Here is a 24,006-nt window from a genome sequence, read left to right as displayed (position 1 = left end):
AGGTATTTCAATAATTAAAAAATACGTCCGAGACGCTCCCGTAGTTCAGCCGCAGCCGCTTGTAAATGTTCTGGTGTATAACCTGTGGTTTCAATGGCAACTGCAATGCGTTTTTGCTCATTTTCGTAAAGGTGTAACCAAAGAACTTTACGCCCATCCTCTAAATCATGCGGTGAACCTTTTACACCATTTTGAGCCGCAGAAAAAGCCTTATAATCAAACCGTACTAAATCAACCCAAGGTAAATCTTGAAGAATTTTTTCGACTTTTTTCCAATTTTTAGGGCGATGATGTCCTTGTTTTTCGGCTTGGATTTGCAGGACAGTATTTCGGTCTCTTCCTGATTTTGGTAAATTGGCTGGAATCGGTTTGTTTTCCGGTTGACCACTGGTGTTAATATAGGGTAAATAAACTAATGTTTTGTAGGCTTCATGGATGTAACAAACTGGGATACCTAATGCATTTCCCACTAATCCCATGACCATTGTTTGCGCTTTAAACCCTCCTGTCGCTGCCAGGGTGACCGATCCATTAGTCTGAGCTTTCTGAATATGTTGCCGCAATAGATTAGCCATTTGGTCTAAAGCAGAACCGGATTCATCTAAGTCGTAGTTAATGTCGGGTATTGACTCAATATCAACATGATTTTGACTTAGGTATGTTTTAAGGTAGGTTTGTAGGACTTCAGCACATTCTTGGCCGGAGTCGGTAGCGGAATGGAGGAGAAGGATGCGATCGCTTGGAGTAGGATCGAGTCGCCAGAAGGTATTGGTTTCTGCGCTGATCAATTCTAATTCTGCCGTCTTCATCCACTGTAAAGGTTCATCAAAATTCTGAAAAATTCGTCCATCTTCAAACCGATTTTTGTTGTTTGCCCAAGGGCGTTTTTTATCATTGGGTAAATCGCGATCGGTATTAGTGCGTAGAGATGTACCAACGGTCATAATGATAGTGTGCATGATCTTAGTTCCTTTTTTGGGCAATTTTTTATGAAAAAGTTTGGACGATCACCTCTAACAGAACATCTGGAACACTGGGCATAGTATCCCGATGCCAGGGGCCAGCGATGAGTTCTAGATAGGGTTGGGTATGCAATACTTCGACTTTCTCCTCTAAAACACTGTGAATGACGGCGACTGGGGTTAAACCGTGGCAGAGCTTGTGCCAAATCGGGATTTGATCCGGTTGACTGCTGATGATGATGTAGTGGGTACATTGCTCAATGGTGGGTCGCTTTACTGGATCGGGTTTGCCTCCTACATCCACAAGGGCTAAATCGACTACGTTGCGAATATGGCGAGTATTCTTAGCTTGATCCTCAAAATACTGTATTAAAAGTTTTTCTGCATCAGGATGTTTACAAATTGGAACTTTATTTTTTTGCTTCAAACGCTTGGATAGCTCTCTGTCTGGGGTTTCGTAGGTGTGATTGCCTTCACCGTCCCAGTTGGCTCGATGTAAGTAACTGCTCACATAAGGTAAAGTTTGGGACAAGTGTACCCGAAGTGTATTAGATAGGACACTTTTGCCGCTATTGGGCGGGCCGACAATTAGGAGTGCAGGAGATAAATTGTTACTAAACTCAAGAGGAATGGTATCTCCTATGGTGATGTCAGAAGAGTGACTGATGACGACGATCGCCGCTTGTTCTTGAATGTTAAAAAAAGCTACCCAAGGAAAGGAGGAAAATTTTTCTCCCAAATAGGTATATAACCAGACAGGAGCGCGACCAAATAGAAGTAGGGGTTGATGGGGGTCTAAATCTGAAGGAAATTGGAGGTTGAGTAAGGCTTGAGTGGAGATGAGTTCTGAGGGTTTGAGCAGGTTGATGGCTAAAGTTTGAATTAAGCCATTAACGGGTGCTTTTGCCTTCAGAAAAATGCGCTGTAATTCGACTTCCATGATGATTAGGAGAAGGTGGGTAAGTCTAAAGGCAATACTTGACTGACGTTGATGGTTGGGGAATGGGTGGCGACGACAACACCGCCTAAACGAGTGTCGTAGCAAGCAACCCAGGCTGCCGGATGGCATTCATGAACGAGATAGCCATAGAGCCAAATGGGAGCTTTGCCTTCAAGAATTACGCCTTGGGAATAGTCGAGTTTGGGTAGTTTTAATTCTTTGAGATCTTGGGGGATAATGACACCGTTTTCGGTGAGAATTTCGATGTGAAGATGTTGATAGTTAAGTCCCGATCGCGTTTGATGGGGAATGACGGTTAGTTCTACTGAACTCATAACTGGCTCCTCAAGGTTGATTTACAGGTATTATAGTCCTAGCTGGAAATAGATGCTTCCAATACTCCGGTAACCTTATGGATATTGACTTCAGTTCCCTTCCCACCGTGATCTTGCTCAAATATTTAGCTAGGGCTGCTTTGCGGCAAAAATCAGCATTCCTACAGGCGATTCGTCTCTGGGTGATCTTGCGGGTTTTATATGAAGAGTCTTCTATCAAAGATCCCTTTACCTTTCCCGAATGGCGAGAGTTTTGGTTTACTGCTTCTCACCCGAAAAACGATCGCCTCCCAGATAACCACGATCCCACCTGTCCTTGTAGCAAAACGACCCAATACTGGTTATTACAAGCCTTGAGACCATCGGAAATTACCCCATGGTGCGAGCAATTCGTCCAACAGGAACAATGCTCTTTAAGCCAGATCCAAGACTATTTACAACAGCGTCCTTTTCAGGTCACCCGCCGATCCTTGCAAAGTGACTTTTATCGCCTCCGGGATCTGGGGTGGCTCACTGGTCGCGTTCGCGCAGCGACTCCGCAGGAATATCGCCACTACTCCCGCGTTAGCCAACCTCCCCCCGGCTATCCCATCGGCAAAAACTCCCCTTTTCACACCCTCCCCCTGCTCAATCCTGACCTAGAACTCACCGTGCAAACCCTCTTACAACCCTTGGGAGGTCATCAACGATTTTTCCTCTATCTCGATTATGTCGTCCATCAGAGTCAGCAAGACCGCGTAGAAGACTGGCAAGATTTACTCAAAGAAGCCTGGGCACAAACCCCCATCCCTCCCCTAGAACTGAGCTATAACAGCGCCAAATTGGGAAAAATTTGCACGGTCATCATTTACCCCGTCAGTATCTACTATGTGCGTCGCGCTCTCTACTTGTGCGGTTTTGGAGCAACCCCCCAGGGGACTGGAGAATGGTATAATTATCGCCTAGAACGGATAGAAAAGATGACCGTGCGATCTTGGGAAGATGCAGATATTCCGACTCTATTGGGCGATCGCCATCAGCAGCAAACCTTACCCACACCAGAATATATTGAAACCGAACTCGATCGCGTTTGGGGCTTTGACTTCTGGGAGCCTCAGCAACTCCTTTTATACCGATTTGACCGCCCGTTTCATGACCGCTACATTCAAGGAACCCATCGTCATGCCACCTTTAAACCCATCCCTTATGAAACCGTGCGATCGCATCTTCAAAAACACCATTACTTATCCATCCTCAACCACAAATCCCCCCAAGATGCCTATTATCAAGCCGACTATCGAGACAACGATATTAACGTCATTCAAAGACTCAGAGCTTGGCGACCCTTTGGCGAAGTCCTCTGGCCTTTATCCTTGCGAGAGCGCATGAGAGCAGAAGTGAATCAAGAACAACACCTGTATCAATCCCTGGAAGAGTCAGTATAATAACCAAAAAAATTCATTAAGATGACTGCCGAAACCGATTCTAAAACCCCATTTGTACCCTTTACTGCACGAGTCATGGCCGCCATTCGTGCCGCAGAAAGCGATCGCCGAGATCGCCTCTTTTATGACCCCTGGGCGCAACAATTCGTCACTCCAGAGGCGATCGCATTTAAAAACGAACAACTGCAACCCACAGATCATGAATATGTAGCCGTCCGCGCTCGATTTCTCGACGATCTGATCGCCTCCTCTGTCCCTCCCCTGTATCAAATCGTGATATTAGGTGCAGGAATGGATGCGCGGGCTTTTCGTCTGTCTTGGCCCAAAGAGGCTACTCTTTATGAACTCGATCAACCTGAAGTCATTGAAGCCAAACAGAGTTATTTTCAGGATATTGAACCTCAGATTAACCGTAAGGCAATCGGCGCAGACCTCACCCAACCCTGGAAACCCCTATTATTAGAACAAGGATATCAACCCGAAACGCCTACCCTCCCACCCTAGGTCGTCCCCCCCTCTATCCTCCAGTGGATATGCCTTTTGAAGGTCGAGCCAGATTTTTTACTGCTACCCAACTTCCTTAAACCCATGGATAATCGTCAGCGAATTCAAGAGATGGCTTATCAGGCCATTGATAATAATACCCCCTATGCCTGGTTTGAAACCCTGTATCAATCTGCCAATCAGGAAGAAGACAAGATTCCCTGGGCGAAATTAAAACCCCATCCCCTGCTGGCAAGCTGGTTACAAAAACATCATAGGGTAGAATCGGGAAAAACCGCTCTGGTGGTCGGTTGTGGTTTAGGTGATGATGCCGAAGCCTTAGCTCATCAGGGATTTAAGGTCACAGCCTTTGATGTAGCTGAGACGGCGATCGCCTGGTGCAAACAGCGATTTCCCCAATCTCAGGTCACCTATCAAGTCGCCGATATATTCGCTCCCCCCGAAGATTGGCATCAGGGTTTTGATGGGGTCTTTGAATGTTATACCATTCAATCTCTACCCTTAAAGGTGCGATCGCAAACTATGGAGGCGATCGCCAATTTAGTCGCTCCAGGCGGTACATTGCTCGTCATTACCCGGCTTCGAGCCACCGAAACCGAACCCGATGGCCCCCCTTGGCCCCTCTCCCTGTCAGAATTAGCACACTTTCAAAACATTGGCCTGCAAGAAATCCAGCGAGAATCCCTAGAACAGGAACCCAACAGTTTGCTGGCGATCGAGTATCGTCGCCGATCTCATTAAAATGTAGGGAGCAAGATGCTCCCACTCTAGTAATATCAATCGATTGAGGGAGTGCGGGCATCTTGCCCGCTAGTTTAACCCATTTTCATGTCCGCTTGCGGAAACCGGATTTGATATTAATTACTCATTACTTATGCCTCAACCCTACCTAATTATTAACAACAAAACCCTCTTTCTCAAAGATACTTCTCCCAACTGCACCCTATTGGAATATCTGCGCCAAAATAGATGGGTGGGAACCAAAGAAGGCTGTGGGGATGGGGACTGCGGCGCTTGTACGGTTGCCATTATTGCCAAAAATCAGGAGGGAAAACCCTGCTACCAAGCCATTAATAGTTGTATTGTGCCCTTGGGTGCAGTCCTTGGGCGAGAAATCATCACCGTAGAAGGTGTTGCTGGGGATACTCTGCATCCGGTGCAACAAGCCATGGTTGAAACCGGTGGCTCTCAATGTGGCTATTGCACCCCAGGCTTTATTATGAGTATGTTTTGTGCCTATTACCAGGGAACCGTCAATGATGTCTGCATTGAAGGTAATCTTTGTCGCTGTACCGGTTATCTACCCATCCGTCGCGCCGCTCAACAAGTGACGGGAGCTACCGGTATTCAGGATCGATTTACCCAAAAACTAGAGACTGCCTCTACGGTAATGATAGGGTGCGAATATGGGGAAGAGGGCGATCGCTTCCATCGTCCCAGCAGCCTACCCCAACTCCTCCACCTCCTCCAACAACACCCTAACGCCACCCTCATCGCTGGCGCAACCGACATCGGACTCCATCTTAGTCACCATACCCAACACTTTCCCCTCCTCATCTCCCTCGAAGCCATCCCCGAACTCCAAAATCTGCACATCACCCCCGAAAACGTCCAAATAGGTGCAGCCCTTCCCCTGAGCCACATCCAAACCCAACTTCAAGGCATCTTTCCCAGCCTCGACACCATGCTCTCCTGGTTCGCCGCTCGCCAAATTCGCAACCGCGCTACCATCGGTGGCAACCTTGCAACCGCCTCACCCATTGGAGATATTGCCCCTGTTCTCCTCTCCCTCGATGCCACCCTCACCCTCACCAGTGCAGCAGGAGAAAGAATTCTGCCGATATGCAACTTTTTCCAAAACTATCGCCAAAGTGCCCTCAAACCCACAGAAATCATCCGCTCCATCTCTATTCCCAGAACCATACCACCTAAAGCCATTCGCCGTCTCAGTCAATCCTATAAAATCGGCAAACGGGGAACGGATGATATTAGCATTGTTGCGGCTGCCTTCACCATCGACTTAGACGAAAACCAGAACATTATTCAAGCCAGACTCGCCTATGGAGGAGTCGCCCCCATCCCTATCCGCGCCACCCCAGTCGAGGAAATGCTCATCGGCAAACCCTGGCATTTAGACACTATTCTGGACATTAAACCCATCTTAAAACAAACCTTTACCCCCCTAACTGACCTCCGCGCCAGCGCCGAATATCGTCAACTCCTAGTTGCTAATTTATGCGAGAAATTTTTCCATGAGATGAGTGTAGATAACTCTTAAATTATTCAATATCTAATTCACTGCTATCAACTATGAAATTCAACAAACACAAAACCCATGAAAGCGCTCTCCACCACGTTACCGGAAACGCCACCTATACTGACGATATTCTCCCTCCCAGAGACCTTCTTCACCTATATCCCGTTCTCTCCTCCCATGCTAGGGCAAAAATTAATCACATTGACGATTCTAGTGCCCAACAAGTCCCCGGAGTCGTCACCGTAATCACCGCCAAAGATATTCCCGGTATCAACAATACAGGGATTATCAGTTTAGATGAAGTTCTCCTCCCCACCGATGAAATTTATTATCATAGCCAACCTATTTTATGGATAGTGGCAGAAACAGAAGCAGCCGCACGAGAAGGAGCGAAACAAGTTAAAATTGACTACAGTCCCCTAGAGTCGATTTTAACTATTCAGCAGGCGATTGAAGCGAATAGTTTTCATGGAGAACCCCAAGTTATTCAGCGCGGCAATCCCCATTTAGCTCTAGAAAAAGCAGAACATCTTTTAGAAGGAGAACTTGAAATTGGCGGACAAGATCACTTTTATCTCGAAACTCAAGTCAGTTGGGTAACGCCTGACACTGAAGGCAATTATCAGGTTTATGCCTCTACCCAACATCCGACGGAAACTCAAATTATGGTAGCACGAGTTTTAGGGATTCCTAGCTCTCAAGTGGTGGTCACTTGTTTACGCATGGGAGGAGCATTTGGAGGGAAAGAAACTCAAGCTAATCCGATTGCTGCCCTTGCTGCCCTTGCTGCTCATAAAACCGGTCAATCTGTGCGTCTTCGTCTTAAGCGCAGTCAGGATATGATGATGACGGGGAAACGTCATGGTTTCTTGGGAAAATATCGGGTTGGATTTAACTCGGAAGGCAAAATTTCTGCCCTAGATGTTGATTTATATTCCCATGGGGGATGGAGTTTAGATTTATCGCCTCCGATTATGGGACGCGCTCTGTTTCATGTGGATAATTGCTATTATATTCCCCATTTACAAGTACGGGGACAAATCGCTAAAACTCATACGGTTTCTAATACGGCATTTCGTGGTTTTGGCGGCCCGCAAGGGATGGTTATTATTGAAGAAATTATTGATAGAATGGCTCGCTTCCTGCAAGTCAGTCCTCTGGAGATTCGCGAGAAAAACTTCTATTATGGAACTGGGGAAACCAATACGACTCACTATGGACAAGAGTTATTTGATAATCGGCTGCATCAAATTTGGAGTCAATTAAAACAAGAAGCCAAGCTTGATGCAAGAATGGCTCAAGTGAGGGATTTTAACCAATATCATGCTTATGAAAAAAGAGGATTAGCGATTACTCCGGTTAAGTTTGGTATTTCGTTTACTAAAAGTGAATATAATCAGGCGGGAGCGTTGATTTTAATCTACCTTGATGGCAGTATTCAACTGAACCATGGGGGCACGGAAATGGGACAGGGATTACAGAGTAAAATGCTGCAAGTTGCGGCAAGATCTTTGGGGGTGAAGATTGACCGATTTCGAGTGATGCCGACGAGTACGGATAAAGTGCCAAATACTTCGGCAACGGCGGCTTCGAGTGGTTCTGATTTAAATGGACAGGCGATAAAAAATGCTTGCGAAACGCTCAAGGAACGATTGGCTCCAGTTGCAGCTAAGTTGCTCAATTTGTATGCTCCTGAAGATTTGGTGTTTGCTGAGGATTGGATTTATTCTAGCACTAATCCTAACTTAAAAGTGAGCTTTGATGATGTGATTGATCAAGCTTATTTGGAGCGAATAAGTTTGTCGGCAACGGGCTATTATCGCACGCCTAATATTTCTTGGAATCCACAAACGGGAAGAGGTCGCCCGTTCCATTATTATGCCTATGGTGCTGCTGTGAGTGAGGTGGAAGTGGATCGCTTTACGGGGGTGTTTAAATTAAGGCAAGTGGATATTGTTCATGATGTGGGAAATTCTCTCCATTCTTTGGTCGATCGCGGACAAATTGAGGGCGGTTTTGTTCAAGGAATGGGATGGTTGACAATGGAGGAATTGGTGTGGGATAATGAAGGTAGACTCTGCACTTATTCCCCCAGTACCTATAAAATTCCCACGGTGGCTGATATTCCGGAACACTTCCACATCAGCTTACTGGAAAAAGCGTCACAACCGGGGGTAATTTACGGCTCAAAAGCGGTGGGAGAACCGCCTTTTATGTTAGCGATTTCGGTGCGGGAAGCGATTCGGGAAGCTGTGGCTGCTTTCGGCAATTGCCAGCAGGTTCGGTTAGCTTCTCCAGCAACTCCAGAGGCAATTTTAAGGGCGATCGCGGTTCAATTAAAAATTAAAAATTAAAAATTAAAAATGATTGGGCGATCGCCTCACCCCATCGAAGAACCCCAGTTTCTGCGATAATAGAGTCATGCCGAAATCTCCATAACCGGATGAAAACCGATACCCTCTTTTACAAAGTCTTCCAAGATTTTCCCCAATTCTTCTTTGAACTCTGTGGACTTCCCTCAACCAGAGCAAATCTCTACACCTTTACCTCCGTAGAAGTGAAGCAACTGGCTTTCCGTCTTGATGGACTGTTCCTTCCCAGTAGCAATAACCCCGATCTTCCCTTCTATATCACCGAGGTGCAATTTCAACCGGATGAAGATCTCTATTACCGCTTATTTAGCGAAGTCTTCCTCTATCTGAGACAATATAAGCCTCCTCACCCTTGGCAAGTTGTCGTCATTTACCCCAATCGGAACACGGAGAGGATAAATCCCCTACACTTTACTGAACCTCTCCAACTTCCCCAAGTGCGACGCATTTATCTGAATGAACTGCCTCAACAGTCGTTAGGGTTAGGGGTAGTTAAACTGATTATCGAAGATGAAAGTAGCGCTCCGGAAAAAGCCAAAACCCTGATTGCACAAGCGAAATCTCAGTTAACCCAACAACAGGTACAACAGAATCTGATTGATTTGATCGAGACTATAATAGTCTATAAGCTACCCACCAAAAGCCGGGAGGAGATTGAAGCGATGTTAGGACTAAGCGAAATTCGACAAACCAAAGTTTACCAAGAAGCCTTAAGTGAAGGACGTGAAGAAGGGCGTGAAGAAGGACGTGAAGAGACACGACAAGAGGTAATTTCCCAGATGGCTCGTTATGGTTTATCTCCTGAAGCGATCGCCGAAATCTTGAATCTGCCAATGGAAACAGTGACCGAAATCTTAGAGAATGTGGATCGTGACAATGAATAATGGCGATCGCCTTTACTGTAGTTTAAAATCCTCAACACAAGATCCGATCGCCAAGTTATCAACAGCTCGAAAATGGCGATCGTAGCTAAACAAAGCGAGGTTATATTGTAAAGCTGTCGCTGCAATCCACATATCATTAGTGGGAATTGGATTACTTTTTTTCTCAAACCCTGGTAAACTCTAGCATAAACTTCAGCCGTGTCTGTATCAATTACCAAACAGTTGACTTTCTCCATCTCTAAAAAATAATTTAATCGAGAGCGGTTTTGTTCTGCTTTAGATCCAACAGCAAATCCTGCCAACAATTCACCTAAAATCACAGCATTTAAACCAACCCATGGCGTATATTGAATGATTTCAACAGCATCAGAGAGATTTTGGGTTAAAGCAGTATAAGCATTGGTATCTAATAAAATCGGCTTTAATTCCACAAGCTTTCATCAACCTCCCGAAAAGCCTTGGTATTTTCTAAAAATTCAGCCTCATCGGTTTCTGTCCAAGTTCCCATCACCTGAGCCAACAAAAAGCGATCGCGCTCTGATAACAAAACCGCATCATTCTCCCTGCTCCCACCTTCATGCAAATCCTGAAGCAAAAACTTAATAATCCTTAATTTATCCTCCCTCGATAAATTATGTAATTGGGGCAACAAGTTGGTAATCGTCATTCCTAACCTCTAAGCTAAGATCAATTGACATCGTAGCATCGTAGAGCGCGATCGCCCCCCCACTCAAAGAAACCGGGTTTCTTCCTCATTTCAGGTGCTTGTCCTAATCTCTGGCAGAAACCCGGTTTCTGACTACGACGCAGACATCTCTTCGTTGTTAATTGTTAATTGTTAATTGTTAATTGTTAATTGTTAATTGTTAATTGTTAATTGTTAATTGTTAATTGTTACAGCGCTTCGCGCTGTAATTCTCGGAAAGTGACAGAAGAGGGGTAACGGCGATCGCTCATAGAATACAATTATAGTCAGAGATGACCTGCATCAGGAGGAACCATGGCCAGAGAGCGTTGGACAGATGAAAGAATTGATGGGTTAGCCGATACTGTAGATAACCTCACAGGTAGCATTAGGGAACTCAGAGAAGGTATCAGCGAAATCAAAGATAGTGTAGATGGGTTGAGAGTAACCAGTCAAGCTCTATTGCAGGTTGCTGCTCAACATCAACAAGAGATGGAATTAATTAAGGAGCGACAAGCCGAAAGCGATCGCCGCATGGAATTATTAACACAACGACAAGCCGAAAGCGATGCCCGGTTTAATGTTTTACTCGAAGAAGTTCGCTATTTAATTAGACGAGATCGAGAAGATTAACAGCAATAATGCGACCCATCGCTGGTGCGATCGCTTTCTCTATGTCATCCCCTCCATTATCAATTATCCACCAGTAACCTAGACGAAGCATTGCGGCCAAACTCCTCTGGAGCATATTGTAAGTGCGCCTCTGCACCCGGCCAGAGATAGGAACCCGGTGTAACAGATCGCGCTAAATAATGCACCTCATAGATCCCAGGCGCGAGGCGATCGCCGTAAGCCACCACTCGGTCTTTATACACCTGTTGGTAGTCGATTTGCCAGCTATCACTCTCCGCTTGCACCGCTTGATTGGCGGTCTGAAACTCTGTATTGACCGCCTCAAAACCAGCCGGGAGCGGGTCAGTAATCACCACATGATCCACGGGATGATCCGTAATAATCTCTAAACCAACGTCAAACACTTGACCGGCTTTGACTTCAAAGGGTTGATCTAAATCGTACAGTCCCGTGGTTCGCAACACCTCCTCCTCATTCGCTCGGCGCACCTGACGCACCACCCGCAAACCATTTAAGCGCCCCGGTTGATTGCCCGTTAAGCGATAGCCATAGGAAACGAGGTAATGCAGGTTTCCTGAGCCAGATTTCTGTAACACCAGCTCGCTATTTCCCTTGGGTAACTGAGCCATGGGGACGCTTAAACTCCAAGTCGAATTCTCATAACCCTGAAACTGGGTATTGCCCAAACTTTGACCCGCAAACGTCACCCCGACACCAAAATTAGGCGGCGTGCTTTCCGTTTGTGCATAGGCAACCAAAGCATCAAGCGCTTGGGCATTATTATAGGTACTGCCCCAAGTGCCATTACGCCGCAAGGAGAGCAAACTGGTTAACAACCGCCCCGTTTCTGCGGGGGAAGCATCTTGGGCAATGAACAAGCGCAAGGCTTCCGCTTGTGCCGTGGTTGCAGAGGACAACCATTGATATTGTTCCGGTAAATTAATCGTTGCCCTGCGTCCCGTCTGATAAATAGACTCGCGAATTTCATTCAACAGGCTTTGGCTTTCCTGTTTCCATTCTGGGAAATTGGCCAAATAGCGAGCTAACTTAATTTGAGTTACGGGATCGAATTCACTACGGACGCTGTAGATATCCGAGAGAAACTCATTTCGCACATCGCCCCACGCAGCTAAGGCTATCAGGGTTTCTAGGCGCAGGGTACTCTTACAAAGGGCAGAGGTACAGAAATCCTCATTTTCCGGGTCGGCTAAGAGGTCTTGTAGATAAGATTTTAGCCGGTCAACTTGGATACCATCGGGAGAAAATCCGGCATTGGCAGCTTTGGCGATCGCCTCTGCCACATAGGGCGTAAGATAAGGATTAGACTCGCTGACTCCTGGATAGCCCCTAAATCCGCCATCTTCGAGTTGCAGACTAGAGAGTTGATTTAGCGCTTCACTGGTTTTTTGCGGCAGATTAAAGACGTTGGCGACGCTCCCTTCGACTCCGCTCAGGGAGCTTCTGTATTGGCTTTCCAGGGTTTGCAAACTTGCCGCAATCAGCAGTTGACTCGCCATCGGTTCGGCAAAAGGTAGGGGATTATCGGCAAACACCTGTTGAGCGGGGGCAAGAATTTGGGGTATCAGGGTGCTGGCGAGATTAATCTCTAATCCACCGATATCGGTGGCGGTATCGGGGGCAACATTCACCGGTAGGGTGACGGTGTTGGTGCTGGTTCCCGACTCAACCACCCGCTCCGTCACCTCTAGGGGTTTAATCTCTAAGGGCACTTCAAAAGCATCCACGGGCTGGCCGTTGAAATTGGTAGCAAAGGTTACGGTAGCTGTGCCCGGTTCCGTAGGGGCGGGTTTCAAACCCGCCCCTACCGCTAGGGGGAAGCGCTCGCCCATGGTTCCCTGACTGGCTTTCACCTGCCTGGAGTCCATACTGTTGTTCGTGGACTCGAAGGTTAACCCACCGCTCACGGTTCCAGTGATGTCTAAGTTACCGGTGGCTTCCGTGGTATTGGTGATGGAGAGACCCGCATTGAGGCGATCGCCCGGTCGCACAAATTGCGGTAAAATCGGATTCGTGAGGATCGGCTGACTGGTAATAAACGTAGCTTCCCCATTGCCAAAGCGCAGATTACCATCTTTGGCAACCACCATCACCCGCCAGGTCGTCAGGTCATCGGGTAGAGTAAAGGTGACACTGCCTTGTCCCTGGCTATTGGTGAGAACAGAACCATTGTAATAGGCGAGGGGTTGGAAGTCGCGACGGGTGCGGGTGTTGGCTGCTCCGGCAGAAAATCCGCCGCCATACCCCCAACCTTTGGCAAGGGGAGAGGCTTGGGGTTGCAAGACAACATCGGGACGGTTATCGCTAAACCGGGTAGAAATGGGTTGCTCGGCGTATACCGTGTCTAGGAGGTTGGGGGCGCGATAGCCACTCAGTTGTAAGATGGCTTCATTGACCACCATCACCGTCAGTTCTCCTGCTACCGGCGAGCCAGTGTTATCCCTCAGTTGCAGTTGCAGGGTTTGGGATTCTCCCGGTTGCAGTTGGGCGTTGGATGGGGTAGCTTCGACAGATAAGAGGCGATCGCTCAAATCAATCTTAAAGGGCGCAAACCCAATTTTGACCAAGTTCTCTAAGTCCCCTTCGACTTCGCTCCCTTCGACTTCGCTCAGGGAGCGTCCCTGACGCACCAGAACCGCCTCGAATGCCGCATTCGGTAGCATCTCTGGCGTGACTTGGAATTGCACTTGAGGGGCCCCGCCTTGCACCGGTTGCAAGGCTTGGAACAGGGGTTTATCGCGGATAATGGCAAAGTAGAGTTGCCCCTGTTCGTAGGGAGACTGAATCAGCGCAGTTGCCGTATCTCCGGGTTTGTAGGTCTCTTTGTCCAGTTTAATTTCTAGCTTATCCTCATCTCCTCGACCCCAACGCACCCCACTGCCTCCGGTTGCCCAGATTTGCAAGTCGGTAGCGGTGGCACTATTTTGACTGCCTGCAAAGTTAGCACGAATGCGATAGGAACCAGAGTCCGGGGGCGTAAGTTGGGCAGTGGTAGCGCTTTGGCCGGATCTGACAGTGGTTTCGCCTACCGTTTCATACTCCACTTGGGTGCGATCGCTCCGTCCCCCTTCCACCACACGAGTTACGCTAGAATAGGTCATTTTCTGCAATTCCAGTCTCACCCGCTCTCCCGCTTTCGCATTCCCCTGTGCATCGGTAACCACCACTTCCACGGGGAATGGTTGCCCGGCATCAGCCACAAAGCTACTCTTTAAACCGATGATATTGGCACTCGGCAACACCGTCAGGGTTTGCGAGTCACTCACGGACAAATTCGACACATCCGAGACCGACACATCCACCTGATAGGTCATCGGATAGGGCAAATCGGCATCCAGCTTAAAGCTTTGCTCTCCCGCGCCCCCATCATCCAGGGTTTGCCGAGTTTGCAACACTTCTGTTTCTACCACGGGTGCTTCTTCCGGCCAAAACCATTGGGGGCCAAAAGTATACTCCTGCCATTGTTGGGGCGTAAACTGGGTTTGCCGACGAGTGACATAATATTCGGCTCTACCTCCAATAACAGGAGCGCCAAACAGATAATTACTGCTCGTTGTCGCTGTGATAGAGTCTCCCGGTTGCGCCACCTCTTGATTGAGAGCCACTTCCACCTTAAAGTTAGGCGGATTAAATTCAGCGACTTGGAAGTTACCGGTTAAGGTGATTTCCTGACTCCCTTCTGCACGAATGACATATTCTCCGACTTCCTGGTTTTTTTCTAACGGAAACTCAACGGAAAATGTGCCAAAACCATTGGTTGTATAGGTTCCTAAATCCGTTTCCTTGCCTTTGGGATCTTGGATTTTCACTCGATAATTGGCTCGCGCGTCGGTTTTCAGGTCTCCTTGTTCCAGATAATAAGCCACACCCGTAAAGACCGCTTTTTCTCCCGGTTGATAGAGCTGGCGATCAGAAAAAATTGTCCCCCTAGAAACCGGTTTTGTGTCTTCCCAATCGGCATAAATCCCATAACCATAAGCGCCACTATAGGACTCAGTGCGAGTAAAAGCCCAATCATTACCTTCTCTGGCAATAACTAACAGTTCTGGTGCTTCCGAAAACCGACTTCCCCCCATACAATTTTGCAAGTCTTGGCTGGTTAATTGCAGTAATCCGAGATCGTCCGTTTTTCCAATGGCACAAGCTCTGGGTTTCGGTCTCGATTTTTCCCCCAATTTCGATGGATAAATCTCCACAGTAGCACCGGCAACGGCTTGCCCATTATCCAGATGATTGACTCGCACTAAACCCGACTCTGGGAACCATTGGGCAAATACCCCCAGATTGGTCAATTCTACTAATCCGTAATAGGTGGGGGTATTCCATTGCTGCTCCCCATTTTCTTCATAGGAGTTGGTTCTGGCTTTTACTCCATAGGCGAGTAGTCCTGATTCGCCCCCTAATTGGGATTTTAAGTTGACTGAATTAATAACGGTTTGGTTTTGTTGCCCGGAAACTTTATAGGTTTGCCATTGATTTTCCGAGGGTAAAATATCATTTCCTTCTCCCTGGGGATAGGCGGAATCGACATAGACTAAATCGGTGGGTTCTAGGCGACGAAATGCGGCTTGATATTCTCCATCGGGGAGGTTAACACTGGAAATATCAAGCTGTAGATTTTCTGTGTTGGGTAATATATTTAATTCACTCTGTACCCAGATATCTGCTGCTACGTTGCCCGTATTATATTGTAGAGTGACTGGATTCTCTAGCTTCTGTCCAAATTTATCCTCTAGTTCTGCACCAAGAGTAATCGTATAATTCGTATCCGGCTCTAAGGCCCAGGGGTTAAGCTGAATCAGGTTGGGTTCATAGGTGAATCGCACCAGGGGAGGGGCATTCGGTACAGGAGGGGGATCGATTGTAATGCTATTAACGGCAGATTCGGCGACAATGGGATTATTAAATCTTAACTGGGGGCTACCTTTAACAAAGCGCCCATAGGTTCCCCCAGAGCCAGGTTCGCCGGTGGTTTCGAGTTCGTCAAAGTTGAGAGCATTGTAGGTTTTAAATTGACTAGAAAAGGGAATTTCGCTGGCTAAGTTGCCGTTAGCGGGTTTTAATCCGGCGGAGATTTCTAGGCTGTAGGGGGTGTTTTTTTCGAGGGTTCTTTCGGGGGTAATAATATAGTCGTATTGTTGCTGGGAGGGATCAAAAGCGGTTTGCGGATCGCTACTGCTGCTATTTTCATCAAGGGCAATTTTTAGGGGAATATCGCGATCGCTCCCCGCAGACACTAACCGGGTATGCTCGACTAAGGAATTCAGGTCTAACTCCACGTTAGAGGTAAACTTCAATTCGGGATTAATATCTACCGGTTCTGGGTTGCCATTGCTGTCTAGATTCGTCCCTGGAAGATTGGACAGTTGAATGGGAAGGGTGTTAAATGTCCAAGCAAAATCCCGGTCTAATTGATGGTTATTCAGGTCTTGTAAGCCTTGTTTGAGCGTCACTTGTACCCTGGTGGCTAAGGGAAGGGCGCGATCCGCTTGAAATCCCACCATTCGCGGAGTTAAAAAGCGAAAGGTTCCCGGTATTCTGGGGGTAATTTCAAATTTGTTGAGCAAATCACCTTGTTGGGGAGAGTCGAGACTTTCTAGGGGAATGAGAGGATCGGTAAAGATAACATTAATTTGATTAAGCGGTTTTGCCTCTTCTGTGGGGTTAATGCTCTCAATCCAAGCAGGGGGAGTGGCTAAGGGAAGGGGAGAGACGCTAGGAAGGGGTTGATTTCCCGATCGCACTCCAGCCAGTCTACACCCCGTCAACGTCAGCATAAAGAGCAAAATCAACATTAATGCTCGATGTTTGCGGTAATAGTGGCTAATAGTACGCCGCAGTTGGCGCAGTTGTCTCATTCCGAGTATGGAGCGACGACGGGGCATTACTGATCTTCCCTTACTGAATCTGATCTTGTCTTACCTGATGGGGGCAGGGTTTGGGAAGAGTTTGTAGATATACTTTACAATCTGTCACTTAATGTTAAGTTGGAGGATGGGGGGCCAAAGAAACCCGGTTTCTTCGAGAACCTCGGACAAGAGCGAAAAACTTGGGCAGTATTTCAAGCCGCGATTAGCGCTTTAACCACTTCATCTGACATTAATCGACGAAAGTCGAGAATTTCAATCAAAACAAGCTGGTTATCTTCAGAGTAGTGCAGGATGATGTCTCCTTCATCTTCTGCATAGGCGATCGCGCCATCAGAAAACGAAATCATGAGGACATCAACCTCTTTACTATAGCTAATTTTTTTCATATCTAGACCTCTTACCCGGATAAATGGTGATGATGAGAATAAAGGCATTAAATTCTCGATAGACCACGCGAAGCACCAGATTTTCATTCAGACCTTTTTGAGCAATTCGTTTGTCTTCTTCTGCGAATTCTAAACGATCTGGCGATCGCTGACCCAACTTACCTATCCGTTATTTTAGTTGAGACAGACTACAAAGCGCTGTAAAACCGATCCGGCTCCATTCAGACCTTAAAAAGACGGGTATAAACCCGCCTTAATTTTAAAGTCTGAACGGGGTCAATTCAGAGCCTAAGACCCCAGTTTTTGGGGAACTTTCAAACCAGCTAAGGCTTGATTATATTCTTCCAGTTCAACTTTTACGGGTTTAACGCCCCAAATTTGTTCGCAATATTCGCGAATGGTGCGATCGCTAGAAAATTTACCCATGCGGATTGAATTCACAATCGACATCTTGATCCAATTTTCTTGATCGGCATACGCCAGATCCACCTTATCTTGACAATCAATATAATCCTGATAATCAGCAAACAGCATATAGGGGTCACTGTACATCAAGGAATCTACCAAAGGCTTGAACAGGTTGCGATCGCCATGGGAGAACAATCCAGAAGAAATGCGATCGATCGTTTGCTTGAGTTCCGCATTTTGTTCATAATACTCCCAAGGCTTATATCCCTGTTGTTTCAGCTCTGCTACCTCTTGAGCCGTCAAACCAAACAGAAAGAAATTCTCTGCACCGGCTTCTTCCCGGATTTCAATATTGGCCCCATCTAATGTACCAATGGTAAGAGCGCCATTCATCGAAAACTTCATATTCCCAGTGCCTGATGCTTCCTTCCCTGCTGTGGAAATTTGCTCAGACAAATCGGCACAGGGATAAATTTTCTGCCCCAAGGAAGCATTAAAGTTCGCCAAAAAGACGACCTTAATCCGACCGCGTACATCGGGATCTTTATTGACAACTTCAGCCACAGAATTAATCAACTTAATGATTAATTTAGCCATGAAATATCCCGGTGCAGCCTTACCCCCAAAGATAAAAGTCCTCGGTTGAATATTCAGACCTGGATTCTGCTTAATCCGGTTATACAGCGTGATGATATTCAAGACATTCAGGTGTTGGCGCTTGTATTCATGAATCCGCTTCACTTGAATATCAAATAAGGACTTGGGATCGATTTCTAATCCGTTGTGAGTGCGGATATATTCCGCCATCAAGTTTTTATTGTGCTGTTTAATCTGGCTCCACTCGGCTCGAAATTCTGGATCTTCAACCGAACTTTCCAGTTGACGCAACTGATCCACATCCTTTAACCAACCTTCACCTAGCTTGCGGCTAAAGAGTTCTGACAATTTGGGATTACTTAATAGGAGCCAACGACGAGGGGTCACTCCATTGGTCTTATTGTAGAATTTCTCCGGCCAAAGCTTGTAAAAATCTTTCAGAGTATCCTGTTTGAGTAATTCGGTATGTAAGGCAGCCACCCCATTAATAGCATGGGAACCGACACAGGCTAAATTAGCCATGCGGACTTTCTTTTCTGGGCCTTCTTCAATCAGGGACAGACGACTGAGGAGTTCTAAATCATCAGGATACCAATGCTTCACATCTTCGAGGAAACGATGGTTGATTTCGTAAATGATTTCCAGATGACGGGGAAGAACCGATTCAAACAGGCTGACTGACCACCGTTCTAAGGCTTCTGGCATTAGGGTATGGTTGGTGTAGGCAAAGGTTTTTTGGGTAATGCGCCAAGCAATATTCCAATCAAAGCCATGTTCATCGAGTAATAAACGCATCATTTCGGCGATCGCCACGGTTGGGTGGGTATCATTGAGTTGAATGGCGGTCGTCTCTGGTAAATTATCCAAGGTCTTATGGCGCATCAAGTGAACCCGGATAATATCTTGCAGGGAACAGGAGACAAAGAAGAATTGTTGCTCGAGTCGCAGTTGTTTCCCTTGGGGAGTATTGTCATTGGGATAGAGAACTTTGGAGATAGTTTCAGAGCGCATTTTCTCTGAAACCGCGCCATCATAATTCCCCGCGTTAAATTCGCTGAAATCAAAATCATCACTCGATTCTGCTTTCCATAACCGTAGAGGGTTAACGGTATTGGTATCATAGCCAGGAACCGGCGTATCATAGGGAATTCCCATAACGGTTATACCGGGAATCCAACGAATTCTGGGCCGTCCTTTTTCGTCGTGGTAGGTTTCCGTATGACCGCCAAATTTGACTTCTACGGCTTGATCGGGACGAGCAATTTCCCAAGGATTACCCAGACGTAACCATTTATCGGGGATTTCCGCTTGCCATCCCCCCTGAATGATTTGATGGAAAATACCAAATTCATAGCGAATCCCGTAGCCAACAGCCGGAATTTCTAGGGTAGCGAGGGAGTCGAGGAAGCAAGCGGCTAATCGACCTAAACCGCCATTACCCAAACCGGGATCGGGTTCGTGTTCGAGGATTTCTTCGAGATCGAGACCTGATTCTTCTACGGCTTGACGCACCCGGTCATACAGGTGTAAGTTGATCAGGCTATTGCCTAAGTGCCGACCCATGAGGAATTCGGCGGATAGATAATAGACCGTTTTTACGTCATTTTCCAGGTAGGTTTTCAGGGTTTTCAGCCAACGACTGAGGAGGCGATCGCGCAGAGTATAGGCGAGAGCCATGTAGAAGTCATCCTGCGTGGCTAGAGATTCATACTTTCCTTGTAAGTAAAATAGGTTATCTGCAAAGGCACGTTTGAGCGTCTCTACACTCATTCCTGTCCGGTCATCTTCAATCTGAATCGGACATTGTTCTTCAGGGATCATGCGTTCGTTCATACAGTTCTTGCCGTTCTCGCCATAATGGTGATGTGCCATTTTACAGCGTATTTAAAAACTGAGAACGAACTTTTGATGCATTTTTAAGATTTGCTTGATTCCTGAAACTGAGTTTACCCGCTCTCACCCCCCCTAACCTCTCCCATTGAGCGTTGAGTTACCATCCCAACAGAGAAACAGCAGATTCTTTTTCCCAAGAGGATTTGAGCGCTTCTGGCAGAGCTATAGCGTTGGTGTCTGCGGCTGAACCGATGCGGGTTTCAATGCAGAAGGAGGCCGTATTAAATCCGCCGAAACGCTTGACGGTACTGGTTCGCATCCGAATATCTTCCGAATCGCTGGCGAAGGAAAATCGCTCGATCGCACTCATGGTTTCATATTCGGTAATTAAGTTCAGCCCATCCTCTTCATCCATTTCATACTGTCCAGCCACAGGGACAATTTCTGCATAGCCTTTTTCTCGTAAGAGTTTACCTTTGCGCGGGTTATCCACATCGGGAACGATCACCATCACGGTAGAATCTTCATGACCTTCTCCTTCTCGATCCCAACCCATCGTGCCGTGCCATTGTACCAGTGCCCCACCGGCGGCTAATTGGCCATCTACTTCATGCATGGTGCAAATTTCTTGCACTCTAGGATCGTCTGGAGTTAAGGCGCTAACCGTGATTTCTAGCTCTCCGAGTTCTGCTCGCCGAAAGGCCAGGTGATGGGTTGAACGCCGCGATCTCCATCTCCCTGCACTGCGCTGAAAAAACTCCATTGCATCCATCTTCATTAACCTCCTCGATTACTTGGTAACGATTTTGACGTTTTTATTTTACTCTCCCTTTAAGTTTACATTAGGCAAAAGACTTTGAGATAAGCATCATATAGAAGTCAGTAGGTTTTAGTTGCGGCAATTACTAAGTACAGTAGCAGCACTTGACAAACCAGTTATTTAAGCAGGGTTCTCGTTTTTTTGCCCCTGTTTTTATGCCACTCGCAACAATTCTTTACATCACCTCTGGGATGAATGAGGATCAAGAGGTTTCTTTGACGAGAATATAGGGTTGGACAATGAGAGCCTCAAACTGCTGATCTTCGATATGCTCCCAATGGTTTAATTGTTCAAGGGTGGGTTTGGCGATCAGTTGTTCGCCGATCCAGCGTTGGACAGAAGTGACTTCATCCGTGGCGATCGCCACTCCCACATCGACTAAATCTAATCCTGGATTGACCACAACCACATTATCCCTGGCAATATGGGGCTTAAGCCACTGCCATTGTGCCCGATCTACTTCTTGCGTAAGGCGTTCCCTAATGTCTTCCATGTTTGAGATTATGATCTGTAATTCTGCACCGGCCCATTTTACCGCCCTAAGTCATGCAGTGCATGGATCGCATCCCGGCAGACTTCGGTTACTTGCTGCAATTCCTCTCTTTTAGTCGTTTTCGGTGGATCGATTAAGGAACCAATCCGAACCGTGACCGGGACAGCACGGGGGATCGGAGTCTCTTTAACGAGGATTTTTTCCGTACCCCATAAACTGACCGGCAAAAGGGGAGCTTGAGCTTTAGCCGCAATCATGGCTGCACCTAATTTGGGCGAAGTAATGCGGCCATCTTTGGTGCGAGTCCCTTGTAAAAATAAGCCGGTTGCCCAGCCTTGTTCTAGAGCGGATAGAGCATTGCGAATGGCGCTGCGATCGGCAGATGTCCGTTCGACAGGGTAGGCTCCATATAAGCGGATGGCTTGTTTTAAGACTGGAACTTCAAAGAGTTCTTCTTTGGCCATAAAAGCTACCGGTCGCCGCACGCAGTTAGAGACAATAGGCGGATCGAAATGACTGGCATGGTTACTCACCACAACTAAGGGCCCCTCTTGGGGAACATTTTCAGCGCCGTGAATCCGACCTTGGAAATACACATGCAGCATGGGACTGACCACAGACCACTTGAAGAGGTGGTAAAGAACAAGGCTTTCCAAGGGTTCGCGGTTTTGAGTCATGGCTTTCATGGGTAATGGGTAGATTTAGGGTTTGATTTGGGTTAATTTATTAAGCCTGAGCTGATGGGAGGGACTGAGCAGAGCTTGCCAAGCTAGTAATACCACACCGAGGGTTCCTAGGGCAGTTCCAGAGGCGATCGCAAACACAATGATAATCTGATAGCGCACGGCATCTAAAGGGCTGGCTCCGGCCAAAATTTGACCCGTCATCATCCCTGGTAAACTGACCAGTCCCATTACCATCATCGAGTTAATCATAGGAATCATCCCTCGACGAACAGCTTGTTTCACTTCCCCATGGGTAGCTTCCCATCGAGTTGCCCCTAAGCTCAGGAGGGTTTCAATTTTACCCTGATTGCTCACTAAACTCTCCATAAACTGCTCTAACCCTAATGAAACCCCATTTAAAGCATTTCCTAGAATCATACCCAATAGGGGGATGAAATACTGGGGATCGTACCAGGGATCGACTCGAATCACAGCCAGGATGGAGAATTGGGTGATGAAGAATGCAGCGACTAAAACGGAGAGGAAAGAGCGCCAATAGATGCCCGAAAACCGCCTGGATGTGCGGTTAACGCCCGATATTCCAGCGATACTGGTCATCAGGAAAGCCAGGATTAAAATGGCGATCGGATTGGATAAGGAAAATAGCCAGTTGAGAACATATCCAATTAATAATAACTGCACAACCATTCGAGTCGTGGCAATCACCAAGGTTTTCTCTAGTCCTAAGCGCAAATAAACAGATAATCCTATATTGATTAGAATCAATAGGGATGAACTGATAAGTTGATCTAAATTAATAGGAATATAGCTTGTAGACATCCATTTCTACCATTTCATCATGGGCAAAGGATTAAGGGGATTTCTTTTGAATTCTTCTTGGGTTAAGCGCAGTAGGTTAGCATGAAATCCCAAATTAGGGAATGTTTTTAAGACCATTTTTATATAAAGTCGGGGCAATCCAAAAGACCGCCAACCGTGAGACAGATCCACCCAATCCCCTTTCCTAAATACTTCTACTAAGGGATAATTACAGTTGCGAACGGGTGTAAATTTGTGGTGCATCTCAATCATTCTGGTGATTTCTGTCGTCCACTCTTCTTTACCGTCATTTTTCAAGTAAGTTTGGGCTAATTCAATTGATGGCGGTAAATAATCTACCGTATCATTGGGCCAAATTCCTAAATCGTGAAAACAGCCAGCGATGATTAACTTTTCTCGATCGTCATCCTGGCATTGATGAAAAATAAAGCAGAAGTTCAGCACTCGATAGACATGATTTTTATACGGCTCATATTGACTGCCAATGACAGATTTCCATTCTCCGAGAATCGATTCTAATAGGGGAATATGGGTTTCAAGGGTCATAGATGTACTAAAAATTTTTCATGGCTCGTTCAATTTGCCGTTGATCGTCCCGGCGTTTAATATCTTCCCGCTTATCATGGAGTTTTTTGCCTCGGCCTAAACCAATGGCGACTTTCACCCATCCGTTTTTTAAATAGAGTTTGAGGGGAATTAGGGTTAAGCCTTTTTGTTCTACTTTGCCAATGAGTTTGCGGATTTCTTCTTTGTGCAATAATAATCGGCGCGTGCGTAAGGGGTCATGGTTAAAGTAATTTCCTGTGGTTTTATGAGGGGAAATATGTACATTCAATAGGACTGCTTCTTGATTGCGGATTAACACATAACCATCCCGCAGATTCGCCCGTCCTTCGCGAATGGATTTGACTTCGGTTCCTAGCAGTTCAACTCCTGCTTCATAGGTTTCTAGAATTTCATATAAATATCGGGCTTGCCGGTTATCGCTTAATATTTTATGTCCACTGCTGGTTTTAGTCATGTTTTTTCCTCAATATAATATTAGTATTTTTCAACCAATCGATCCCCCTAAATCCCCCT

21 protein-coding genes and 1 pseudogene are annotated in these 24,006 nt (G+C 46.6%); 7 read left to right on the top strand and 15 right to left on the bottom strand.

Annotated features, from left to right (window positions below):
• Positions 1-14: 14 nt before the first annotated feature.
• Genes AC3FZD_RS05845 through crn3 form a run of 3 tightly spaced genes read right to left on the bottom strand, consistent with a single transcriptional unit; the run spans position 15 to position 2,237 of the window.
• Positions 15-959: a putative CRISPR-associated protein gene (locus tag AC3FZD_RS05845; protein WP_488739228.1), complete on the bottom strand. Its 945-nt coding sequence runs from the start codon at positions 957-959 to the stop codon at positions 15-17.
• Positions 960-987: 28 nt separating this feature from the next.
• Positions 988-1,902: a CRISPR-associated protein Csx3 gene (locus AC3FZD_RS05840; protein ID WP_488739227.1), complete on the bottom strand. Its 915-nt coding sequence runs from the start codon at positions 1,900-1,902 to the stop codon at positions 988-990.
• Positions 1,903-1,907: 5 nt separating this feature from the next.
• Positions 1,908-2,237, bottom strand: coding sequence for a CRISPR-associated ring nuclease Crn3/Csx3 (crn3, locus tag AC3FZD_RS05835; protein WP_488739226.1), 330 nt, complete (start codon positions 2,235-2,237; stop codon positions 1,908-1,910).
• 77 nt (positions 2,238-2,314) lie between these two features.
• On the opposite strand from crn3, the gene AC3FZD_RS05830 reads away from it, so the two are divergent.
• The 6 genes from AC3FZD_RS05830 (at position 2,315) to AC3FZD_RS05805 (ending at position 9,678) form a co-directional block, all read left to right on the top strand.
• A complete protein-coding gene (locus tag AC3FZD_RS05830) occupies positions 2,315-3,661 on the top strand; it encodes a TIGR03985 family CRISPR-associated protein (RefSeq protein ID WP_488739225.1) in 1,347 nt (448 codons plus the stop codon).
• A 21-nt stretch (positions 3,662-3,682) separates the two neighbouring features.
• Positions 3,683-4,165 (top strand): SAM-dependent methyltransferase, encoded by a 483-nt coding sequence (locus AC3FZD_RS05825; RefSeq protein ID WP_488739224.1) that lies wholly within the window; start codon positions 3,683-3,685, stop codon positions 4,163-4,165.
• Between the two features lie 84 nt (positions 4,166-4,249).
• On the top strand, positions 4,250-4,906 hold the full coding sequence (locus tag AC3FZD_RS05820; protein ID WP_488739223.1) for a class I SAM-dependent methyltransferase: 657 nt from the start codon (positions 4,250-4,252) through the stop codon (positions 4,904-4,906).
• Positions 4,907-5,039: 133 nt separating this feature from the next.
• Positions 5,040-6,443 carry a xanthine dehydrogenase small subunit gene (gene xdhA / locus AC3FZD_RS05815; RefSeq protein WP_488739222.1) on the top strand — a complete coding sequence of 468 codons (1,404 nt, stop codon included), beginning with the start codon at positions 5,040-5,042 and terminating at the stop codon, positions 6,441-6,443.
• Between the two features lie 32 nt (positions 6,444-6,475).
• The gene (xdhB, locus tag AC3FZD_RS05810) at positions 6,476-8,776 is read left to right on the top strand and encodes a xanthine dehydrogenase molybdopterin binding subunit (RefSeq protein ID WP_488739221.1); all 2,301 of its coding nucleotides are present in this window, start codon (positions 6,476-6,478) and stop codon (positions 8,774-8,776) included.
• A gap of 89 nt (positions 8,777-8,865) precedes the next feature.
• Entirely contained in the window at positions 8,866-9,678 is an 813-nt protein-coding gene (locus tag AC3FZD_RS05805; RefSeq protein ID WP_488739220.1) for an Rpn family recombination-promoting nuclease/putative transposase, read from the top strand.
• A 12-nt stretch (positions 9,679-9,690) separates the two neighbouring features.
• On the opposite strand, the gene AC3FZD_RS05800 is transcribed toward AC3FZD_RS05805, so the two are convergent.
• Both AC3FZD_RS05800 and AC3FZD_RS05795 read right to left on the bottom strand, forming a co-directional pair.
• The gene (locus AC3FZD_RS05800; protein ID WP_488739219.1) at positions 9,691-9,810 is read right to left on the bottom strand and encodes a hypothetical protein; all 120 of its coding nucleotides are present in this window, start codon (positions 9,808-9,810) and stop codon (positions 9,691-9,693) included.
• A gap of 289 nt (positions 9,811-10,099) precedes the next feature.
• Positions 10,100-10,345, bottom strand: a complete 246-nt coding sequence (locus AC3FZD_RS05795) for a hypothetical protein (protein ID WP_488739218.1) — start codon at positions 10,343-10,345, stop codon at positions 10,100-10,102.
• A 333-nt stretch (positions 10,346-10,678) separates the two neighbouring features.
• Between AC3FZD_RS05795 and AC3FZD_RS05790 the strand changes: the two genes are divergently transcribed.
• On the top strand, positions 10,679-10,996 hold the full coding sequence (locus AC3FZD_RS05790; protein WP_488739217.1) for a hypothetical protein: 318 nt from the start codon (positions 10,679-10,681) through the stop codon (positions 10,994-10,996).
• 59 nt (positions 10,997-11,055) lie between these two features.
• Here the strand turns inward: AC3FZD_RS05790 and AC3FZD_RS05785 are convergent, their stop codons facing one another.
• The 10 genes and pseudogenes from AC3FZD_RS05785 to smpB all read right to left on the bottom strand — a co-directional run bounded on the left by AC3FZD_RS05785 (position 11,056) and on the right by smpB (position 23,947).
• On the bottom strand, positions 11,056-16,809 hold the full coding sequence (locus AC3FZD_RS05785) for an alpha-2-macroglobulin family protein (RefSeq protein WP_488740275.1): 5,754 nt from the start codon (positions 16,807-16,809) through the stop codon (positions 11,056-11,058).
• 266 nt (positions 16,810-17,075) lie between these two features.
• Positions 17,076-17,270 carry a DUF2283 domain-containing protein gene (locus AC3FZD_RS05780; RefSeq protein ID WP_488739216.1) on the bottom strand — a complete coding sequence of 65 codons (195 nt, stop codon included), beginning with the start codon at positions 17,268-17,270 and terminating at the stop codon, positions 17,076-17,078.
• Positions 17,257-17,391, bottom strand: a pseudogene (locus AC3FZD_RS05775) (DUF4258 domain-containing protein); the annotation flags it as partial. The pseudogene AC3FZD_RS05775 and the gene AC3FZD_RS05780, both read right to left, overlap by 14 nt.
• A gap of 167 nt (positions 17,392-17,558) precedes the next feature.
• Positions 17,559-20,108, bottom strand: a complete 2,550-nt coding sequence (locus AC3FZD_RS05770) for a glycogen/starch/alpha-glucan phosphorylase (protein ID WP_488739215.1) — start codon at positions 20,106-20,108, stop codon at positions 17,559-17,561.
• 157 nt (positions 20,109-20,265) lie between these two features.
• Positions 20,266-20,880: a phycobiliprotein lyase gene (locus AC3FZD_RS05765; RefSeq protein ID WP_488739214.1), complete on the bottom strand. Its 615-nt coding sequence runs from the start codon at positions 20,878-20,880 to the stop codon at positions 20,266-20,268.
• A gap of 250 nt (positions 20,881-21,130) precedes the next feature.
• Entirely contained in the window at positions 21,131-21,421 is a 291-nt protein-coding gene (locus AC3FZD_RS05760; RefSeq protein WP_488739213.1) for a DUF2288 domain-containing protein, read from the bottom strand.
• Between the two features lie 38 nt (positions 21,422-21,459).
• Positions 21,460-22,098 carry a lysophospholipid acyltransferase family protein gene (locus tag AC3FZD_RS05755; RefSeq protein ID WP_488740274.1) on the bottom strand — a complete coding sequence of 213 codons (639 nt, stop codon included), beginning with the start codon at positions 22,096-22,098 and terminating at the stop codon, positions 21,460-21,462.
• A gap of 24 nt (positions 22,099-22,122) precedes the next feature.
• A complete protein-coding gene (locus AC3FZD_RS05750; RefSeq protein WP_488739212.1) occupies positions 22,123-22,926 on the bottom strand; it encodes an ABC transporter permease in 804 nt (267 codons plus the stop codon).
• Between the two features lie 6 nt (positions 22,927-22,932).
• On the bottom strand, positions 22,933-23,472 hold the full coding sequence (locus AC3FZD_RS05745; protein ID WP_488739211.1) for an HD domain-containing protein: 540 nt from the start codon (positions 23,470-23,472) through the stop codon (positions 22,933-22,935).
• A gap of 7 nt (positions 23,473-23,479) precedes the next feature.
• Complete coding sequence (gene smpB / locus AC3FZD_RS05740) at positions 23,480-23,947, bottom strand: SsrA-binding protein SmpB (protein ID WP_488739210.1); 468 nt, start codon at positions 23,945-23,947, stop codon at positions 23,480-23,482.
• Between the last annotated feature and the right edge of the window lie 59 nt (positions 23,948-24,006).

It is taken from the genome of Roseofilum sp. KMC-1, from assembly GCF_057802075.1.
The sequence above is the reverse complement of the archived record's forward strand: the minus strand, read 5'-3'. Positions and strand labels throughout refer to the sequence as shown.

Bases quoted from the DNA above. Each gene is read 5' to 3' on its own strand.
- AC3FZD_RS05845 (WP_488739228.1), bottom strand. From the start codon at position 959: ATGCACACTATCATTATGACCGTTGGTACATCTCTACGCACTAATACC.
- AC3FZD_RS05840 (WP_488739227.1), bottom strand. From the start codon at position 1,902: ATGGAAGTCGAATTACAGCGCATTTTTCTGAAGGCAAAAGCACCCGTT.
- crn3 (WP_488739226.1), bottom strand. From the start codon at position 2,237: ATGAGTTCAGTAGAACTAACCGTCATTCCCCATCAAACGCGATCGGGA.
- AC3FZD_RS05830 (WP_488739225.1), top strand. From the start codon at position 2,315: ATGGATATTGACTTCAGTTCCCTTCCCACCGTGATCTTGCTCAAATAT.
- AC3FZD_RS05825 (WP_488739224.1), top strand. From the start codon at position 3,683: ATGACTGCCGAAACCGATTCTAAAACCCCATTTGTACCCTTTACTGCA.
- AC3FZD_RS05820 (WP_488739223.1), top strand. From the start codon at position 4,250: ATGGATAATCGTCAGCGAATTCAAGAGATGGCTTATCAGGCCATTGAT.
- xdhA (WP_488739222.1), top strand. From the start codon at position 5,040: ATGCCTCAACCCTACCTAATTATTAACAACAAAACCCTCTTTCTCAAA.
- xdhB (WP_488739221.1), top strand. From the start codon at position 6,476: ATGAAATTCAACAAACACAAAACCCATGAAAGCGCTCTCCACCACGTT.
- AC3FZD_RS05805 (WP_488739220.1), top strand. From the start codon at position 8,866: ATGAAAACCGATACCCTCTTTTACAAAGTCTTCCAAGATTTTCCCCAA.
- AC3FZD_RS05800 (WP_488739219.1), bottom strand. From the start codon at position 9,810: ATGTGGATTGCAGCGACAGCTTTACAATATAACCTCGCTTTGTTTAGC.
- AC3FZD_RS05795 (WP_488739218.1), bottom strand. From the start codon at position 10,345: ATGACGATTACCAACTTGTTGCCCCAATTACATAATTTATCGAGGGAG.
- AC3FZD_RS05790 (WP_488739217.1), top strand. From the start codon at position 10,679: ATGGCCAGAGAGCGTTGGACAGATGAAAGAATTGATGGGTTAGCCGAT.
- AC3FZD_RS05785 (WP_488740275.1), bottom strand. From the start codon at position 16,809: ATGTTGATTTTGCTCTTTATGCTGACGTTGACGGGGTGTAGACTGGCT.
- AC3FZD_RS05780 (WP_488739216.1), bottom strand. From the start codon at position 17,270: ATGAAAAAAATTAGCTATAGTAAAGAGGTTGATGTCCTCATGATTTCG.
- AC3FZD_RS05770 (WP_488739215.1), bottom strand. From the start codon at position 20,108: ATGAACGAACGCATGATCCCTGAAGAACAATGTCCGATTCAGATTGAA.
- AC3FZD_RS05765 (WP_488739214.1), bottom strand. From the start codon at position 20,880: ATGGATGCAATGGAGTTTTTTCAGCGCAGTGCAGGGAGATGGAGATCG.
- AC3FZD_RS05760 (WP_488739213.1), bottom strand. From the start codon at position 21,421: ATGGAAGACATTAGGGAACGCCTTACGCAAGAAGTAGATCGGGCACAA.
- AC3FZD_RS05755 (WP_488740274.1), bottom strand. From the start codon at position 22,098: ATGACTCAAAACCGCGAACCCTTGGAAAGCCTTGTTCTTTACCACCTC.
- AC3FZD_RS05750 (WP_488739212.1), bottom strand. From the start codon at position 22,926: ATGTCTACAAGCTATATTCCTATTAATTTAGATCAACTTATCAGTTCA.
- AC3FZD_RS05745 (WP_488739211.1), bottom strand. From the start codon at position 23,472: ATGACCCTTGAAACCCATATTCCCCTATTAGAATCGATTCTCGGAGAA.
- smpB (WP_488739210.1), bottom strand. From the start codon at position 23,947: ATGACTAAAACCAGCAGTGGACATAAAATATTAAGCGATAACCGGCAA.